General features: G+C 71.5%; 17 protein-coding genes. 13 read left to right on the forward strand and 4 right to left on the reverse strand.

Annotated elements, in window-relative coordinates; all coding sequences use genetic code 11:
• The first annotated feature begins 53 nt into the window (after positions 1-53).
• Together dnaJ and ACIP8Z_RS22720 are read left to right on the forward strand one after the other, a co-directional pair.
• Positions 54-1235: a molecular chaperone DnaJ gene (gene dnaJ, locus ACIP8Z_RS22715; RefSeq protein ID WP_402086073.1), complete on the forward strand. Its 1182-nt coding sequence runs from the start codon at positions 54-56 to the stop codon at positions 1233-1235.
• Positions 1236-1239: 4 nt separating this feature from the next.
• The gene (locus ACIP8Z_RS22720; protein WP_055602966.1) at positions 1240-1686 is read left to right on the forward strand and encodes a heat shock protein transcriptional repressor HspR; all 447 of its coding nucleotides are present in this window, start codon (positions 1240-1242) and stop codon (positions 1684-1686) included.
• Positions 1687-1743: 57 nt separating this feature from the next.
• Here ACIP8Z_RS22720 and ACIP8Z_RS22725 read toward each other — a convergent pair whose 3' ends face one another.
• Together ACIP8Z_RS22725 and ACIP8Z_RS22730 are read right to left on the reverse strand one after the other, a co-directional pair.
• Entirely contained in the window at positions 1744-2217 is a 474-nt protein-coding gene (locus tag ACIP8Z_RS22725; protein ID WP_402086076.1) for a hypothetical protein, read from the reverse strand.
• Between the two features lie 43 nt (positions 2218-2260).
• Entirely contained in the window at positions 2261-3265 is a 1005-nt protein-coding gene (locus tag ACIP8Z_RS22730) for a helix-turn-helix transcriptional regulator (protein WP_402086078.1), read from the reverse strand.
• A 367-nt stretch (positions 3266-3632) separates the two neighbouring features.
• On the opposite strand from ACIP8Z_RS22730, the gene ACIP8Z_RS22735 reads away from it, so the two are divergent.
• Positions 3633-3953: a hypothetical protein gene (locus tag ACIP8Z_RS22735; RefSeq protein WP_030323603.1), complete on the forward strand. Its 321-nt coding sequence runs from the start codon at positions 3633-3635 to the stop codon at positions 3951-3953.
• Between the two features lie 141 nt (positions 3954-4094).
• On the opposite strand, the gene ACIP8Z_RS22740 is transcribed toward ACIP8Z_RS22735, so the two are convergent.
• Positions 4095-4499, reverse strand: coding sequence for a pyridoxamine 5'-phosphate oxidase family protein (locus tag ACIP8Z_RS22740; protein WP_030323601.1), 405 nt, complete (start codon positions 4497-4499; stop codon positions 4095-4097).
• A gap of 122 nt (positions 4500-4621) precedes the next feature.
• Here ACIP8Z_RS22740 and clpB point away from each other — a divergent pair, with 122 nt between their 5' ends.
• Positions 4622-7225 carry an ATP-dependent chaperone ClpB gene (clpB, locus tag ACIP8Z_RS22745; RefSeq protein ID WP_402086081.1) on the forward strand — a complete coding sequence of 868 codons (2604 nt, stop codon included), beginning with the start codon at positions 4622-4624 and terminating at the stop codon, positions 7223-7225.
• Between the two features lie 136 nt (positions 7226-7361).
• A complete protein-coding gene (locus ACIP8Z_RS22750) occupies positions 7362-7898 on the forward strand; it encodes a YbjN domain-containing protein (protein ID WP_389032659.1) in 537 nt (178 codons plus the stop codon).
• A gap of 68 nt (positions 7899-7966) precedes the next feature.
• On the opposite strand, the gene ACIP8Z_RS22755 is transcribed toward ACIP8Z_RS22750, so the two are convergent.
• Complete coding sequence (locus tag ACIP8Z_RS22755; protein WP_402086084.1) at positions 7967-9136, reverse strand: pyridoxal phosphate-dependent aminotransferase; 1170 nt, start codon at positions 9134-9136, stop codon at positions 7967-7969.
• A 100-nt stretch (positions 9137-9236) separates the two neighbouring features.
• Here ACIP8Z_RS22755 and ACIP8Z_RS22760 point away from each other — a divergent pair, with 100 nt between their 5' ends.
• From ACIP8Z_RS22760 to ACIP8Z_RS22795, 8 genes are all read left to right on the forward strand, one after another.
• Positions 9237-9482 carry a hypothetical protein gene (locus ACIP8Z_RS22760; protein WP_402086086.1) on the forward strand — a complete coding sequence of 82 codons (246 nt, stop codon included), beginning with the start codon at positions 9237-9239 and terminating at the stop codon, positions 9480-9482.
• A gap of 288 nt (positions 9483-9770) precedes the next feature.
• A complete protein-coding gene (locus ACIP8Z_RS22765; protein WP_319315856.1) occupies positions 9771-10289 on the forward strand; it encodes a DUF2617 family protein in 519 nt (172 codons plus the stop codon).
• A gap of 75 nt (positions 10290-10364) precedes the next feature.
• Entirely contained in the window at positions 10365-12038 is a 1674-nt protein-coding gene (locus tag ACIP8Z_RS22770; protein ID WP_402086089.1) for a polyamine aminopropyltransferase, read from the forward strand.
• Positions 12039-12100: 62 nt separating this feature from the next.
• Positions 12101-12976, forward strand: a complete 876-nt coding sequence (locus ACIP8Z_RS22775; RefSeq protein ID WP_402086091.1) for an SRPBCC family protein — start codon at positions 12101-12103, stop codon at positions 12974-12976.
• A 24-nt stretch (positions 12977-13000) separates the two neighbouring features.
• A complete protein-coding gene (locus ACIP8Z_RS22780) occupies positions 13001-13786 on the forward strand; it encodes an aldose 1-epimerase (protein ID WP_402086544.1) in 786 nt (261 codons plus the stop codon).
• 35 nt (positions 13787-13821) lie between these two features.
• Entirely contained in the window at positions 13822-14361 is a 540-nt protein-coding gene (pyrE, locus tag ACIP8Z_RS22785) for an orotate phosphoribosyltransferase (RefSeq protein ID WP_073908223.1), read from the forward strand.
• Positions 14362-14583: 222 nt separating this feature from the next.
• Complete coding sequence (gene fbaA, locus ACIP8Z_RS22790; protein WP_187621791.1) at positions 14584-15606, forward strand: class II fructose-bisphosphate aldolase; 1023 nt, start codon at positions 14584-14586, stop codon at positions 15604-15606.
• 107 nt (positions 15607-15713) lie between these two features.
• Positions 15714-16883, forward strand: coding sequence for a MalY/PatB family protein (locus ACIP8Z_RS22795; protein ID WP_402086546.1), 1170 nt, complete (start codon positions 15714-15716; stop codon positions 16881-16883).
• Positions 16884-16938 lie beyond the last annotated feature (55 nt).

Below are 16938 nucleotides of genomic sequence, written 5' to 3' on the forward strand. Positions count from 1 at the left end.
ACCGGCCGCACAGCGGTGACACGACCCGGAGCAGTCCGGAAGGAGGGACGTCGATGAGCACGAAGGACTTCGTCGAGAAGGACTACTACAAGGTTCTCGGCGTCCCCAAGGACGCCACCGAGGCCGAGATCAAGAAGGCGTACCGGAAGCTCGCCCGCGAGAACCACCCGGACGCCAACAAGAACGACGCCAAGGCCGAGGAGCGCTTCAAGGAGATCTCCGAGGCGAACGACATCCTCGGCGACCCCAAGAAGCGCAAGGAGTACGACGAGGCCCGCGCCCTCTTCGGGAACGGCGGCTTCCGGTCACCCGGAGGCCCCGGCGGCGGCTCGTTCAACTTCGACCTGGGTGACCTCTTCGGAGGCACCCAGGGCGGCGGCGCGGGCGGCGGCTTCGGCGGCGGTGGCGGCATCGGGGACGTCTTCGGCGGTCTGTTCAACCGCGGCGCCGGTGCGGGCACCCGTACCCAGCCGCGGCGCGGTCAGGACATCGAGTCCGAGGTGACGCTCAGCTTCACCGAGGCCATCGAGGGCGCGACCGTACCGCTGCGGATGTCCAGCCAGCAGCCGTGCACGGCGTGTTCGGGCACCGGCGACAAGAACGGCACCCCCCGGGTGTGCCCGACCTGCGTCGGCACCGGACAGGTCTCGCGCGGCAGCGGCGGCGGCTTCTCGCTCACCGACCCCTGCGTGGACTGCAAGGGCCGCGGCCTCATCGCCGAGAACCCGTGCGAGGTCTGCAAGGGCAGCGGCCGGGCCAAGTCCTCCCGCACCATGCAGGTCCGCATCCCGGCGGGTGTCTCCGACAACCAGAAGATCCGGCTGCGCGGCAAGGGAGCGCCGGGGGAGCGCGGCGGGCAGAACGGCGATCTGTACGTCGTGGTGCACGTCGACGCCCACCCGGTCTTCGGCCGCAAGGACGACAACCTCACCGTCACCGTGCCGGTCTCCTTCACGGAGGCGGCGCTCGGCGGCGAGATCAAGGTGCCGACCCTCGGCGGCCCCGCGGTCACCCTCAAGCTGCCCGCGGGCACTCCGAACGGCCGGACCATGCGCGCCCGGGGCAAGGGCGCGGTCCGCAAGGACGGCACGCGCGGCGACCTGCTCGTGACGGTCGAGGTCGCGGTGCCGAAGGAGCTGGACGACAAGGCACGTGACGCCCTGGAGACCTATCGCGAGGCGACCGCCTCCGAGGACCCGCGGGCGGAGCTTTTCCAGGCCGCGAAGGGAGCGTGACCCGGTGGACGGGCGCCGACGCAATCCGTATGAACTGACCGACGAGTCGCCGGTGTACGTCATCTCGGTGGCGGCCCAGCTCTCCGGTCTGCACCCGCAGACACTCCGTCAGTACGACCGTCTCGGTCTGGTCTCCCCGGACCGTACGGCGGGCCGTGGCCGGCGCTACTCGGCCCGTGACATCGAGCTGCTCCGTCAGGTGCAGCAGCTGTCGCAGGACGAGGGCATCAACCTGGCCGGGATCAAGCGCATCATCGAGCTGGAGAACCAGGTCGCGGCGCTGCAGGGCCGGATCGCGGAGCTGTCGGCGGCCGTCGACGGCGCGGCGGCGGCGATGCGGCAGCGCGAGGCCCAGGTGCACGCCTCGTACCGGCGTGATCTGGTGCCGTACCAGGACGTGCAGCAGGCGAGCGCGCTGGTGGTCTGGCGCCCGAAGCGCACCGGAGAGTAGTTCCTGTACGGCGAGGCCCCCTCCACGACGTGTGGAGGGGGCCTCGCCGTACCCGGGTCACGGGATGAGCTCCGCCACGATGTCGCCGAGCGTCTCCCACCAGGGCGCGGCGCCCGTGCCGAACGCGGCGGCGAGGGCGGTGCCGACGGAGTGGTCGAGCGGGGTGAGGGCGGCCGCCGGGTCCCAGTCGGCGTCGACCCTGCCGTCCCCGGCGGACTCCAGGGTGCCGAGCGCCTTCCCGTTCCGGGTGAGCCGGCTGTCCCGGTGCGAGCAGGGGACGAGCCGGTAGCGGACGCCGTCGACGCGGACGTCCACCCGGTAGGAGCGGCGGAGCAGCCGGGCGCGGGCCGGCCTGATGACGGCGGGTTCCCCGCCCACCGTCAGCGCGAGCAGGGCGGCCTTGCGGGTGCCGATCGGCGTGTGGGTGTCGGGGCGGGTCCCGGGGGCCCGTACGAGCTCCGCGGTGGGCAGGTCGTGCCCGGAGACGCGGAGGGTCCCGGCGGGCCCGTCGAGGTCGATCTGTACGTACACGGTGGTGAGTTGTCCCGTTCGACGCTGGTCAGGTGTCCGGTGGTCAGTTGTCTCCCTCGAGGATGCCCGACTGCGCGATCAGGTAGCCGAGCTGGGCCCGGCTGCCGCTGCCGAGGGCGGCGGCGAGTTTGGCGATGTGGGCGCGGCAGGTGCGCACGTTCATGCCGAGGCGGCGGGCGATGGCCTCGTCGACGTGCCCCTCGACGAGGAGTTTGGCGATGGAGCGCTGGACACCGCCTATGCCGTCGACGGAGGGGCTGTACGGGATCTCGTCCTCCCACGGCACGCCGTGCAGCCAGAACTGGTCGAAGACGCCGACGAGGTACTGGACGAGGCCCTCGTGGCGGAGTTCGAGGGCGACCTGGCGGTCGCTGCGCGCGGGCACGAAGGCGACCTTGCGGTCGACGATGATCAGCCGGTCGACGATCTCCTCGAGGGTGCGCAGTTCGAGTCCGTACGGCGCGACGCGTTCGACGTAGGCCAGCGTGGCGGGATGGTGCCGGGCCGTGTGCTGGTAGAGCGTGCGCATCCGGACACCGCGGTCGAGCAGCGGTTCCATGCGGCGCAGGGCGGCTTCGAGGGTCTCGGGGCGGCGGCCGCTGCCGGGCTGGATGGTGAGGAGTTCCGCGGTGCACTCGTTGATGGCGCGGTCGAGGGCGGCGTTGATGACGCTGAGGCCTTCGAGGACCGTGATCGCCTGGGCGCCGGAGGGATCCTGGGTGTGGATCGCCATGAACGGCTCGAAAGCGTCCGCGAGGGCGATAGCGTGCTGCCGTCGGACCTGTATCTCCTGCTCGATGGGGTGCACGAGCTGGTTGAGGGCGATCGACGGCGGAACGGGACGCAGGCACTGGCTGTCGTCCGGGTCCGGGTGCAGGAGGGACAGTTCCCTCAGGCAGGGGGCGGCTTCGGCGTCCGCTCGGGCTATGCGGCCGGTGCGGAGCGCACTCGCATAGAGCTCCTTGCCCACGTCGCATAGTTCACCGTGACTGTGCTTATGACCGGACTCGTCGCATTCTCGCCTCATTTGCACCCCCCTCAGGGTCATGAATTACAGGAACATGATGCCCGGGTTGGCTGGTGGAAAGGGTCGGGAGTGAGCCATCGTCTTACTCGCGGGGGGGAGGTAGTGATCAAAAGAGGTGGAGATCGGCCATGACCAGGATGGTTCGTGCACTTAGCGCCATAGCCGTTGCGGCGGCTGCTCTCGGCGCACTCGCCGTCGGCGAGCCCTCGTGGGAGAGCACCCCGGCGCATTCCGTGGCAGGGCCGGACGAGCCCTCGTGGGAGAGCAACCCGGCACACGACGTGGTGGCGGGACCCGGCGAACCCTCGTGGGAGAGCTCTCCCCGGGACGTCGTACGGGCCGCTCCCTACGAGCCGTCCTGGGAGATCGCTTCCAGGGGCGCGGGGGCGTGACCGTGCCGCCGGACGACCCCAGGTTCCGCCGGGAGATGGCTTCGGCCTACCGGTCCGGGTGGCACTTCGTCGACCTCGCCACGGCAATCCCCCACCGTGGCGACGCGCTGAAGATCACCCTCTTCGGAGAGCCGATCGTGGTGGCACGGGAGCAGGACGAGGACGTCCGCGCCTACCGCTGCCTCCGCCGTCCCCGCGGCGCCCCACAGCCCATCCGCTGTGCCATCCGGTACGGCATGATCTTCGTCAATCTCGACCAGCGGGACCACCAGCTGATCGAGCCCGAGACCATCACCGCCACCCCCCGCAGTGCCTGAGCGATTCCCCCGTCGTTGTAGATCGCTCCGGCACTTCCCCCACACAGCGGCGCCATCGCGGACCTGAAACGCGATGGCGCCGCTGTGCTGCCCGGACGTTGTCGCACGGGTCCCGGGCATCGCCGTACGGGCCCGGGTCTCTCAGGCGCGTCCCATCGCCCGCGTCAGGGCGATCTCGATGACCACCCGGTCCGGGTTCTCCGCCGGCGTGCGCCCGTAGCGCTCCGCGTAGCGCCCCACCGCGTCCGCGACGACCTCCGCCTCCGTACGGATGTGCGCGACGCCCTCCAGGGTCGCCCAGCGGCCCTTGTCGACCTGACAGACCGCGACCCGCGCGCCGTCCGCCCCCGCCGCCAGGACGTTGGCGACCTTCCGGCTGTGCTTGTTGGTGATGACCCGGGCGTATCCGCCCTCGGGGTCGTAGGTGACGCCCACCGCCACGACGTGCGGGGTGCCGTCCGGGCGCGGGGTGGTCAGGGTGCACATGTGGTACTCGCGCCAGAAGCTGAGGTACGAGTCGGAGGGGTTCCTCGGGTCGGTCGCCATGCACGGAAACTACCCGGGGCGGAGCCCCCTTCGACACCTTGAGCGCAATCGACTCAACTTTGTGTACCCTGGATGAGTCATAAAGGGAGAGGACCCGAAACAACCCAGGAGGAGCACCGCACGTGGACGCCGAACTGACCAACCGGAGCCGGGACGCGATCAACGCGGCCAGCAGCCGCGCCGTGTCCGAGGGGCACGCCGACCTGACCCCCGCGCACCTTCTGCTCGCGCTGCTCACCGGTCAGGACAACGAGAACATCACCGACCTGCTCGCCGCCGTCGAAGCCGACCAGGCGGTCGTGCGCGCCGGCGCGGAGCGGCTGCTCGCCGCCCTGCCGAGCGTCACCGGGTCCACGGTCGCGCCCCCGCAGCCCAGCCGCGACTTCCTCGCGGTCATCGCCGACGCCGACCGGCAGGCCAAGGAGCTCGGCGACGACTACCTGTCCACCGAGCACCTCCTCATCGCGATCGCGGCCAAGGGCGGCCCGGCCGGTGAGATCCTCGACGCGCAGGGCGCGAGCGCTTCGAAGCTGCTCGACGCGTTCGAGAAGAGCAGGGGAGGACGCCGGGTGACCACACCCGACCCGGAGGGGCAGTACAAGGCGCTGGAGAAGTTCGGCACGGACTTCACCGCCGCCGCGCGCGAGGGCAAGCTGGACCCGGTCATCGGCCGCGACCACGAGATCCGACGCGTGGTGCAGGTGCTGTCCCGCCGCACCAAGAACAACCCGGTCCTCATCGGTGAGCCCGGCGTCGGCAAGACCGCCGTCGTCGAGGGCCTCGCCCAGCGGATCGTGAAGGGCGACGTACCCGAGTCGCTGAAGAACAAGCGGCTGGTCTCGCTCGACCTCGGCGCGATGGTCGCCGGCGCCAAGTACCGCGGCGAGTTCGAGGAGCGGCTGAAGACCGTGCTCTCCGAGATCAAGGCGAGCGACGGCCAGATCATCACCTTCATCGACGAGCTGCACACGGTCGTCGGCGCGGGCGCCGGCGGCGACTCCTCCATGGACGCGGGCAACATGCTCAAGCCCATGCTGGCCCGCGGCGAGCTCCGCATGGTCGGCGCGACCACCCTCGACGAGTACCGCGAGCGGATCGAGAAGGACCCCGCCCTGGAGCGCCGCTTCCAGCAGGTTCTGGTCGCCGAGCCGACGGTCGAGGACACCATCGCGATCCTCCGCGGACTCAAGGGCCGGTACGAGGCCCACCACAAGGTGCAGATCAACGACTCCGCGCTGGTGGCCGCCGCGACCCTCTCCGACCGGTACATCACCTCCCGGTTCCTCCCCGACAAGGCCATCGACCTCGTCGACGAGGCCGCCTCGCGGCTCCGGATGGAGATCGACTCCTCGCCCGTCGAGATCGACGAGCTGCAGCGCTCCGTGGACCGGCTCCGCATGGAGGAGCTGGCCCTCAAGAACGAGACGGACCCGGCGAGCAAGCAGCGCCTGGAGAAGCTGCGGCGCGACCTCGCCGACCGCGAGGAGGAGCTGCGTGGCCTGACCGCCCGCTGGGAGAAGGAGAAGCAGTCCCTCAATCGGGTCGGCGAGCTCAAGGAGCGCCTCGACGAGACCCGCGGCCGCGCCGAGCGCGCCCAGCGCGACGGCGACTTCGACACCGCCTCCAAGCTGCTCTACGGGGAGATCCCGGCCCTGGAGCGGGAGCTGGAGGAGGCGAGCGAGGCCGAGGCCCAGCAGGAGTCCTCCAAGGACACCATGGTCAAGGAGGAGGTCGGCCCCGACGACATCGCGGACGTCGTCGGCGCCTGGACCGGCATCCCCGCCGGCCGCCTCCTGGAGGGCGAGACGCAGAAGCTGCTGCGGATGGAGGACGAGCTCGGCAAGCGGCTGATCGGCCAGTCCGAGGCCGTCCGGGCCGTCTCCGACGCCGTGCGCCGCACCCGGGCGGGCATCGCCGACCCCGACCGCCCCACCGGTTCCTTCCTCTTCCTCGGCCCCACGGGTGTCGGCAAGACGGAGCTGGCGAAGGCGCTCGCGGACTTCCTCTTCGACGACGAGCGGGCCATGATCCGCATCGACATGTCGGAGTACGGCGAGAAGCACAGCGTCGCCCGGCTGGTCGGCGCGCCTCCCGGCTACGTCGGGTACGAGGAGGGCGGCCAGCTCACGGAGGCGGTCCGCCGCCGCCCGTACAGCGTGGTCCTGCTCGACGAGGTGGAGAAGGCGCACCCGGAGGTCTTCGACGTCCTGCTCCAGGTCCTGGACGACGGACGGCTGACCGACGGGCAGGGGCGGACGGTGGACTTCCGCAACACCATCCTGATCCTCACGTCGAACCTGGGCAGCCAGTACCTGGTCGACCCCCTGACCTCGGCGGACGTGAAGAAGCAGCAGGTCCTGGATGTCGTCAGGGCCAGTTTCAAGCCGGAGTTCCTCAACCGGCTCGACGACCTGGTGGTCTTCTCCGCCCTCGACCGGGCCGAGCTGGGCCGAATCGCGCGGCTGCAGATCGACCGGCTCGCCAAGCGGCTCGCCGAGCGCCGGCTCACCCTGGACGTCACCCCGGAGGCCCTGGAGTGGCTCGCCGAGGAGGGCAACGACCCGGCGTACGGCGCCCGGCCGCTGCGCCGCCTCATCCAGACGGCGATCGGCGACCGGCTCGCCAAGGAGATCCTCGCGGGCGAGGTCCAGGACGGCGACACGGTCCGCGTGGACCGCTTCGAGGACGGCCTGATCGTGGGGCCGGGAACCGGCAAGACCCTGTGACGCTCGACGCCGGGGAGCTGAGGGACCTCGACCGGGCCCGCATGATCAGGCTCGGCCTCATCCGACGGGCCCGGGGTTGCCACAACGGGCCCGGGATGGGGGAGGATGGCGACATCCGTACGAAGGGAAATACACGGTGAGCATCGACCCGTCCTCGATTCCGAATTTCGGGGGCCAGCCCCAGCCTCAGGCCGCAGGACCGGCGGGCCCCGTCGTCCCCGACCAGGACCTCGTCAAGCAGCTCCTCGAGCAGATGGAGCTGAAGTACGTCGTCGACGACGAGGGTGACCTCGCGGCGCCGTGGGAGGAATTCCGCACGTACTTCATGTTCCGCGGCGAGGACGAGCAGCAGGTCTTCTCGGTGCGGACGTTCTACGACCGCCCGCACTCGGCCGACGACCGCGCCAAGATCCTCGACGCGATCGACGACTGGAACCGCCGCACCCTGTGGCCGAAGGTCTACACGCACCTGCACGAGGAGGAGGACGGCTCCGCCACCCTCCGCCTCATCGGTGAGGCCCAGATGCTGATCGGCACCGGCGTCGCCCTGGAGCACTTCGTGTCCTCCACGGTCAGCTGGGTCCGCGCCTCCATCGAGTTCGACAAGTGGGTCGTCGAGCAGTTCGGCCTGGAGTCCCCCGAGGACAAGGCCGCGGGCGACGACGAGGCCTGAGCCTCCCCCGCTGCACGACGAGAGCCCGGCCCCTCGGAAGGGGCCGGGCTCTCGTCGCGCACGAGGGTTCAGGCGAGGCGCTTGAGCCGGGAGACGGCCTCCTCCAGGACCTCGGTCTTCTTGCAGAAGGCGAAGCGGACGAAGGGGGCGCCGGCCTCGCGGTGGTCGTAGAAGACGGCGTTCGGGATGGCGACGACCCCGGCGCGCTCGGGCAGCGAGCGGCAGAAGGCGAAGCCGTCCTCGGCGCCGTGGGGGCGGATGTCGGTGGTGACGAAGTAGGTGCCGGCCGGCTTGTAGACCGCGAAGCCCGCCTGTGCGAGGCCCTCGCTCAGCAGGTCCCGCTTGGCGGAGAGCTCCGCGCGGAGGGTGTCGAAGTACGAGGCCGGGAGGCGCAGGGCCTCGGCGATCGCGTACTGGAACGGCCCGGAGGACACGTAGGTGAGGAACTGCTTGGCCGAGCGGACCGCGGCGGTCAGCTCGGGGCTCGCGGTGACCCAGCCGACCTTCCACCCGGTGAACGAGAACGTCTTGCCGGCCGAGCCGATGGTCACCGTGCGCTCCCGCATCCCCGGCAGGCTCGCGATCGGCAGGTGCTCGGCGTCGTCGAAGACCAGGTGCTCGTACACCTCGTCGGTGACGACGAGCAGGTCCCGCTCGACGGCGAGCTCGGCGACGGCCGTCAGTTCGGCCCGGGTGAGCACGGTGCCCGTGGGGTTGTGCGGGGTGTTGAGGAGGATCAGCCGGGTCCGGTCGGTGACGGCGGCCCGCAGTTCGTCCAGGTCGAGGACGTAGGACCCGTCGTGGGGGCGGAGGGTGACGGGGACCCGGGTCCCGCCGGCCATCGCGACACAGGCGGCGTACGAGTCGTAGTACGGCTCCAGGGCGATGACCTCGTCGCCCGGCTCGACGAGGGCGAGCAGGGCCGCCGCGATCGCCTCGGTGGCGCCCGCGGTGACGAGCACCTCCGTGTCCGGGTCGAGGTCGATGCCGTACCGGTCCCGCTGGTGGTCGGCGATCGCCGACCGCAGCTCGGGGACGCCGGGGCCGGGCGGGTACTGGTTGCCGCGGCCGTCCCGCAGCGCGCGGACGGCCGCCTCCCGGATCTCCTCGGGGCCGTCGGCGTCGGGGAAGCCCTGACCGAGGTTGATCGCCCCGGTCCTGGCGGCGAGCGCGGACATCTCGGCGAAGATCGTCGTCCCGAACTCGGCGAGGCGGCGGTTGAGCGGCGGTCGTGTCATGACGGCCATCCTGCGGCGAAGCTCTGGAGTTCCTCAAGTGCGCTTTGACGGGGAGCGCCCGAGGGAATCTCCCTCGCACTAGAGAACGGGGGTAGTACTGATGGAAATCTTCTTCATCTTTCTGATCTTCGCGGGCATCGTGCTCGTCGTGGGGATCGTCGGCAAGTTCCGCGGCACCGGCCGCAGCACGCCGCGGCCGCGGCCGCGGCGGGGGTCGAGGTCGAGCGGCGGCAGCATCACCTGGGCGGACGGTGGCGGCGGGGGCGGCTGTGGGGGCGGCTCCAGCTCCTGCGGCGGGTCCTCCAGCTCCTGCGGCGGCGGGGGCGGCTGCGGCGGCGGAAGCTGACCGGGAGTCGGCTCCGCAGCCGTGTGGCACGTGACGTGGGCAAGCCGCGGGGACTTGTCGATCAATTCTGATTGAACAAGTGAACTGTGGGGTCCCCGAAGGGGTTGGAAAACACAGCAAGTTGGGTAAAAACGCTGCGAGTCGTCCGGCGTCCGTGGTTCTCTCGCTCCTGACAGAGACAGCCCTCGGACCGTGTGTGGACCCGAGCCGGCGATTCCCCACTCCCGTTGAACCCTTCTCCGGGGCGCCCCCGGCCCACCCGTCAAACCGTGTTTGCGGAGCCGACCCATGCTCACCAGCCTGAAAACCTCCTACACCGATACCCGCGCGGCCGATCTGGCCTGGGCCCTCGGGCGCGAGCCGCTGCCCGCCCTCGCCGTGCTCGATCTCGAACTCTCCGGCGCCAAGCTGCAGTTGAGACTGCTCGGCGCCTCGCACCAGGTGCTCCTGGACGAGGAGGGCCGCAGCTGTTCGGAGACCGTCGCCTGCATGCCGGGCAGCAGCACCCCGCTGCCGCTCGGCGTCTCCAAGCGTGTCGGCGAATGGGAATACGAATTCGCCGCCCGCGTCGAGACGCTCTCGCACGGCTCCTTCGCGGGCCGGGCGCAGGAGCTGCTGGCGCTCGTCGCCGACCACCCGAACGGACTCGCGGGGACCTTTCCCGGCTCCCCGCACGCCTTCACGGCGATGCTGGCGCAGCGCCACGAGGGCCAGGTGCGCTGGCGCACCTGGCACGCCTACCCGCAGGAAGGGCAGTTGGTGGTGACCAGGACACGTATCGGCGTACGTATGCCTGCAACGCTCTGATACGCCCTCCCGGCGCTCCAGATCCACTCGTGTGGGTGACAGGGGGCACCCTGGTCGTGACGTAGCGTTACGGGCATGATCGAGCCGACCGTGACCATGCCACCCAAGAGGGTGCGGCGGGCGCCCGTGCGGCGGCCCGAGCCGCCGCGCGAGACGGTGCGGTTCCCGGTCCTCGCGGTGGTCTTCGTCTGCGCCGCCTGCGGCCTGGTCTACGAACTCGAACTGGTCGCGCTCGCCTCCTACTTGATCGGCGACTCGGTCACCCAGGCCTCCGTCGTGCTCTCCGTCATGGTCTTCGCGATGGGGGTGGGCTCGCTCCTCGCCAAGGCGCTGCGCTGCCGTGCCGCCGTCGGCTTCGGCCTGGTCGAGGCGGGGCTCGCGCTCATCGGCGGCACCTCGGCGATGGTGCTGTACGCGGCCTTCGCCTGGTTCGGCGAGTCGCGGTACGTCCTCGTGGCGTTCTCGCTCTCCATCGGGGTGCTGATCGGCGCGGAGATCCCGCTCCTGATGTCGCTCATACAGCGGGGCGACCGGCCGGGCAGGTCCGGGCGGAAGGCCTCGCTCGGGAAGCAGGACGACGCCGCGGGGACGGTCGCCGACCTCTTCGCCGCCGACTACGTGGGCGCCCTGGTCGGCGGCCTCGCCTTCCCCTTCCTGCTGCTGCCCTGGCTCGGCCAGCTCACCGGAGCCCTGGTCACCGGCGCGGTCAACGCCGTGGCGGGCGGTGGCCTCGTCCTCTGGGTGTTCCGCCGCGACCTGACCGTCCGCTCCCGGTCCCTGCTCGTCGCGGTGAACGTGTCGGTCCTCGCCGTCCTCGCCACGGCGACCGTGCTCGTCGACGACTTCGAACAGGCCGCGCGCCGGGCGGTGTACGGGGAGCGGGTGCGGGTCGCCGTCCACACCGAGCTCCAGGAGATCGTCGTGACCGGGGGCCGCGAAGGCCCGCCCGACCTGTTCCTCGACGGCCGCCTCCGGGTCGCGGGCCAGGACGAGTACCGCTACCACGAGGCCCTCGTCCACCCCGCGATGAACGGCCCGCACACCCGGGTGCTGATCGTCGGCGGCGGGGACGGCATGGCCGCCCGCGAGGCCCTGCGCTACCCCGGGGTCCGCTCCGTCACCGTCGTCGAACTCGATCCGGGCGTCGTCCGCCTCGCCCGGACGGACCCGGCCCTCGCCACGCTCAACGGGCAGGCGTTCCGGGACCCGCGCGTCCGGGTGGTCCACGCGGACGCCTTCCACTGGCTGCGGGGCGCCACCGATCATCTGCAGGAACGGTACGACGTGGTGATCTCCGATCTGCCCGATCCCGGGATCACCCCCAGCGCCAAGCTGTACGCGCAGGAGTTCTACGGGCTCGTGGCCCGGGTCCTCACCCCCTCCGGACGGTTCGCCGTGCACGCCGGGTCCGTCACCGACCGGCCCCGCACCTACTGGACCGTGGACGCCACCCTGCGCGCGGCGGGCTTCGCGACCCGCCCCTACAGCGCGAGCGGCCGCACCCCCGGCTTCGCCGCAGGACCCGACCGCGCCGACCGCACCGACGGTACGGGGCGGGGGCCCGGCGACTGGGGCTTCCTCCTGGCCGTACAGGGCAGCCGCCCGCCCGCCCTCGGCCTCGCCCCCGACGCGCCCCGGCTGCGCTCGCTCGGCGAGGACACCCTGGAGGCCGCCGCGCGCCGCGCCGAGCGCGGCCGGGGCGCCGAACCGCCCCCGTCGACGCTGGTGCACCCGCGGTACGGAGGCTGAAGGACCCGGGTTCCGTGCCGAACGGGCGACGCCGCGCCCCCGTCTGAGTAGGCTCGGCTTCCATGGAGCATGAGGTGTTCGTCCCGGTCCCGGCCGAGGTTCTGCGTGCGACGCTCACGGACCCGGCCCGGGTGGTGCGCTGCGTCCCCGGTCTCCAGCGCGACGCCGACGCGGAGGCGGGCCCCCTGAGGGGCCGGCTCAAGGTGCGGGTCGGCGGCAACACCATCACCTACCGGGGCGCCCTGAAGGTCGTCGAGCGGGACGGTGCCATCACCTACGAGGGCCACGGGACCGAGGCCCGGGGCAAGGGCACGGCGGAGCTGTCGCTCACCGTCGTCCTCACTCCGGTGGCCGAGGGAACCAGCCTGAGCTTCACCGGCGGCCTGACGGCGGCCGGCCGGCTCGCCGAGGCGACGGACGAGGCCCGGTCCACGGCGGGCGCGCGGATGCTCGACAAGTTCGTGGAGGGGCTGGCGGCGCTGGCGGCGGAGCCGGACGTGGAGGCGGAGGCGGAGGCCGCTCCCGAAGAAGCGGCCGCCGCCGATGACCGCGTCGAGCCCGGTGTCGAGGAGCTCGTCGAGCCCGACTCCGACGACGACGGCGTCGACGACGGTGTCGAGGAGCCGCGCCGGAGTTCCGTCTTCGACGCGCCGGTGCCACCGCCCTCCCTCGACCCCCTCCTGGACGAGGACTTCGGCGACACCCCCATCGAGTTCCCCGCCCCGCAGCCCGCCGCCGAGGCCGCCCACGCCCGCCGGACCATGATCGGCCGGAGCGCCGAGGAGGTCGACCACGCGCCGCCGCGCGGCCGGTACGCCCCGGTGCCCGCGCCCGAGGCGTCGAGCGCCGGTGCCACGCTGCGCTGGATCGCCCCGGCAGCGGCCCTCGCGCTCGCCTCCGCCGTGGTCGTCGGCCGCGCGCTGCGCCGACGCCGCTGACACGATTAGGGTCGGGGCGTGAGCATGCAGACGCACCTGACGGCGGGCGACGCCGAGTTGACCATCAGCCCCGAGAACGGCTGCCGGATCGAGAGCCTGCGCATCGGCGGCACCGAGGTGCTGCGCCAGGGCGAGCGGTTCGGATCCTTCCCGATGGTGCCCTGGTGCGGACGGACCGAGAACGGCCGCTTCCGCAACGGGGCCATCAGCCACCAGCTGCCGGTCAACGCACCCCCGCACGCCATCCACGGCACCGTCCGCGACCTCGCCTGGAAGACCGCCAGGGTCTCCGCGACCGAGGCCGTGTTCACCTGCGAGCTCGGTGACCCGTGGCCGTACAGGGGCAGGGTCACCCAGGTCTTCGAGCTGGCCGAGGACGCCCTCACCCTCCGCTTCGGCGTCGAGACCTATGACGACTCCTTCCCGGCCCAGGCCGGCTGGCACCCCTGGTTCCTGCGGAACCTCGGCCGGGGCGGCCAGGACGTGCGGCTCGACTTCACCGCGGCCTGGCAGGAGGAGCGCGGGGACGACCACCTCCCGACCGGTCGCCGGATCGACCCCACCCCCGGCCCCTGGGACGACTGCTTCGGCATGCCCGGGGGCGTCGACGTCACCCTCACCTGGCCGGAGGAACTGGAGCTGAAGGTCACCAGCCGCGCCGAGTGGGTCGTGATCTACGACGAGCCCGAGGAGGCCGTCTGCGTCGAGCCGCAGTCCGGCCCGCCGAACGGCCTCAACACCCACCCCCGTCTGGTCACCCCGATCGACCCCCTGGAGGTCGAGAGCACCTGGCGCTGGCGCCTCCTCTGAGTCGTGGCGCCACGGTGCCCCTTAAGCTGCTGACCATGACTGACGTACGCGCTGAGCTGCTCCAGCAGATCAAGGACAAGGCCGTGGTGCACGGCAAGGTGACCCTCTCCTCGGGTCTGGAAGCCGACTACTACATCGACCTGCGCCGGATCACGCTGGACGGCGAGGCCGCGCCGCTGGTGGGTCAGGTCATGCTCGACCTGACGGCCGACCTGGACTTCGACTGCGTCGGCGGTCTGACCCTGGGCGCCGACCCGGTCGCGACCTCGATGCTGCACGCCTCCGCCGCGCGCGGGCAGCGCCTGGACGCCTTCGTCGTCCGGAAGGCGCAGAAGGCGCACGGCATGCAGCGCCGTATCGAGGGCACGGACGTCAAGGGCCGTCGCTGCCTCGTCGTCGAGGACACCTCGACCACCGGCGGCTCGCCGCTGACCGCCGTGGAGGCCGTCCGCGAGGCCGGCGGCGAGGTCGTCGCCGTGGCCACGATCGTCGACCGGGGCGCCGCCGAGGCCATCGCCGGGGCGGGTCTGGCGTACCTCACGGGCTACCAGCTGGCCGATCTCGACCTGGCGTAACCGCCGCGAAGTCGTGACTTAGGTCCCGGACATCGGTGATTGCTGTCCTGACCTGCGTTTTTGTCGAGGGGCGGGGTGTTTCACGTGAAACACCCCGCCCCTTGGCGTGCCGGGCCCGTGGGAGCCCGGAGAAGAGTCTGGAAGGATGGGCGTCGACGATGACGTCGCCCCCAGGTCAGGGACAGCAACGCACACACCCCGCACATCACAAGGAGCGGACGAATGCCCATCGCAACCCCCGAGGTCTACAACGAGATGCTCGACCGGGCGAAGGCAGGCAAGTTCGCCTACCCGGCCATCAACGTGACTTCGTCCCAGACCCTGCACGCCGCCCTGCGCGGTTTCGCGGAGGCCGAGAGCGACGGCATCATCCAGATCTCGACCGGCGGAGCCGAGTTCCTGGGCGGCCAGTACAACAAGGACATGGTCACGGGCGCCGTTGCCCTGGCCGAGTTCGCGCACATCGTCGCCGCGAAGTACGACATCACGGTCGCGCTGCACACCGACCACTGCCCGAAGGACAAGCTGGACGGCTACGTCCGTCCGCTGCTCGACGTCTCCGCCGAGCGCGTCGCCCGCGGCGAGAACCCGCTGTTCCAGTCGCACATGTGGGACGGCTCCGCCGAGACCCTCGCCGACAACCTGGCCATCGGCCAGGAGCTGCTCGCGAAGGCCGCCGCTGCCAAGATCATCCTTGAGGTCGAGATCACCCCGACCGGTGGCGAGGAGGACGGCGTCAGCCACGAGATCAACGACGAGCTGTACACCACCGTCGACGACGCGCTCCGCACCGCCGAGGCCCTCGGCCTGGGCGAGAAGGGCCGCTACCTGCTCGCCGCCTCCTTCGGCAACGTGCACGGCGTCTACAAGCCGGGCAACGTCGTCCTCCGCCCGGAGCTCCTCAAGGACCTCCAGGCCGGTGTCGCCGAGAAGTACGGCAAGGCCTCCCCGTTCGACTTCGTCTTCCACGGCGGCTCGGGCTCCACGGCCGAGGAGATCGCCACCGCCCTGGAGAACGGCGTCGTGAAGATGAACCTCGACACCGACACCCAGTACGCCTTCACGCGTCCGGTGGCGAACCACATGTTCAAGAACTACGACGGTGTCCTGAAGGTCGACGGCGAGGTCGGCATCAAGTCGACCTACGACCCGCGCACCTGGGGCAAGCTGGCCGAGGCCGGCATGGCCGTCCGGGTGACCGAGGCGTGCGCGGCCCTGCGCTCGACCGGCACCAAGCTGAAGTAAGCGCTGAAGCGAGCGTTGTACGAGCGGCCCGGTACCCCCGCCCTGGCGTGGGGGTGCCGGGCCCTCGGCATGTCGGGAGAAGAGCGATGTCCGGAGGAGAGACCGCGGTGACGACGACGTACGACTTCGACCGGGAGATCGACCGGCGCGGGACCTGGTCGGTCCAGTGGGACGGGATCGCGGACCGCTTCGGCGTCCCCGAACTGCTCCCCTTCACCATCTCCGACATGGACTTCGCCTCCCCGCCGGAGGTCCTCGCGGCCCTCCGCGACCGCGTCGACCACGGGGTCTTCGGGTACACCGACTGGCGGCTCGGCGAGTTCCGCGAGGCGATACGCCACTGGTACGCCACCCGGTACGACACCGAGATCGACCCGGACTCCCTGGTGTACGCGCCCTCCGTGCTCAACCAGCTCTCCCAGCTCCTGCGGATGTGGACCGAACCCGGGGACGGAGTCGTCGTCCACACCCCGACGTACGACGGCTTCCGCAAGGCCGTCACAGGGCTCGGGCGCGAGCTGCGCGGCGTCCCGGTCGGCGACACCGAGGCCCTCGAACGGGAGCTGGCCCGGCCGGACAGCAAGGTCCTGCTGCTCTGCTCCCCGCACAATCCGACCGGCCGGGTGTGGACGGAGGGCGAGCTCCGGGAGTTCGCCGCGCTCGCCGGGCGGCACGGCACGGCCGTCGTCAGCGACGAGATCCACGCCGACCTGACCACCGAGGGTCACCGCCACATCCCGTGGACCCGGATCGCCGAGCGGGGCCGGGGCCACCGCTGGGCGCTGATCACCTCGGCCACCAAGGCCTTCAATTTCCCCGCGCTCTCCGGCTCCTACGGGATCATCGGCGACCCCGACGAGCGGGCGGCCTTCGTCCGGCGCATGGAGACCGGCGAGGGGCTCGCCTCGCCCGCCGTGCTCTCGCTGACCGCCCACATCGCCGCGTACCGGCACGGCGCGGCCTGGCTGGACGAGCTGCGCGCCTATGTGGCGGACACGATGACCATGGTCCGTGAGGACCTCGCGCTCGGCCTTCCGGATCTCCGCTGGGCACCCCCGCAGGCGGGGTACCTCGCCTGGATCGACCTGCGGCCCCTCGGCATCGAGGAGACCCGGCTGCAGGAGGAGCTGATCACCGTCGAGAAGGTCGCGATCATGCCGGGCGGGGTGTACGGCACGCCCGGTTTCGTCCGGCTGAACGTGGGCTGCCGGCGGGAGAAGGCCCAGCAGGGGGTGGCCGCGCTGGTCCGGGCGGCCACGCGGCTGCGTACGGCCTGACCCGGGCGCCCTCGGGCGCCGGATGCCCGCACCGGGGTGCACGGGGCCGCCCCGG

The sequence above is a fragment of the Streptomyces sp. NPDC088553 genome (genome assembly GCF_044752965.1).
Taxonomy (GTDB): Bacteria; Actinomycetota; Actinomycetes; order Streptomycetales; family Streptomycetaceae; genus Streptomyces.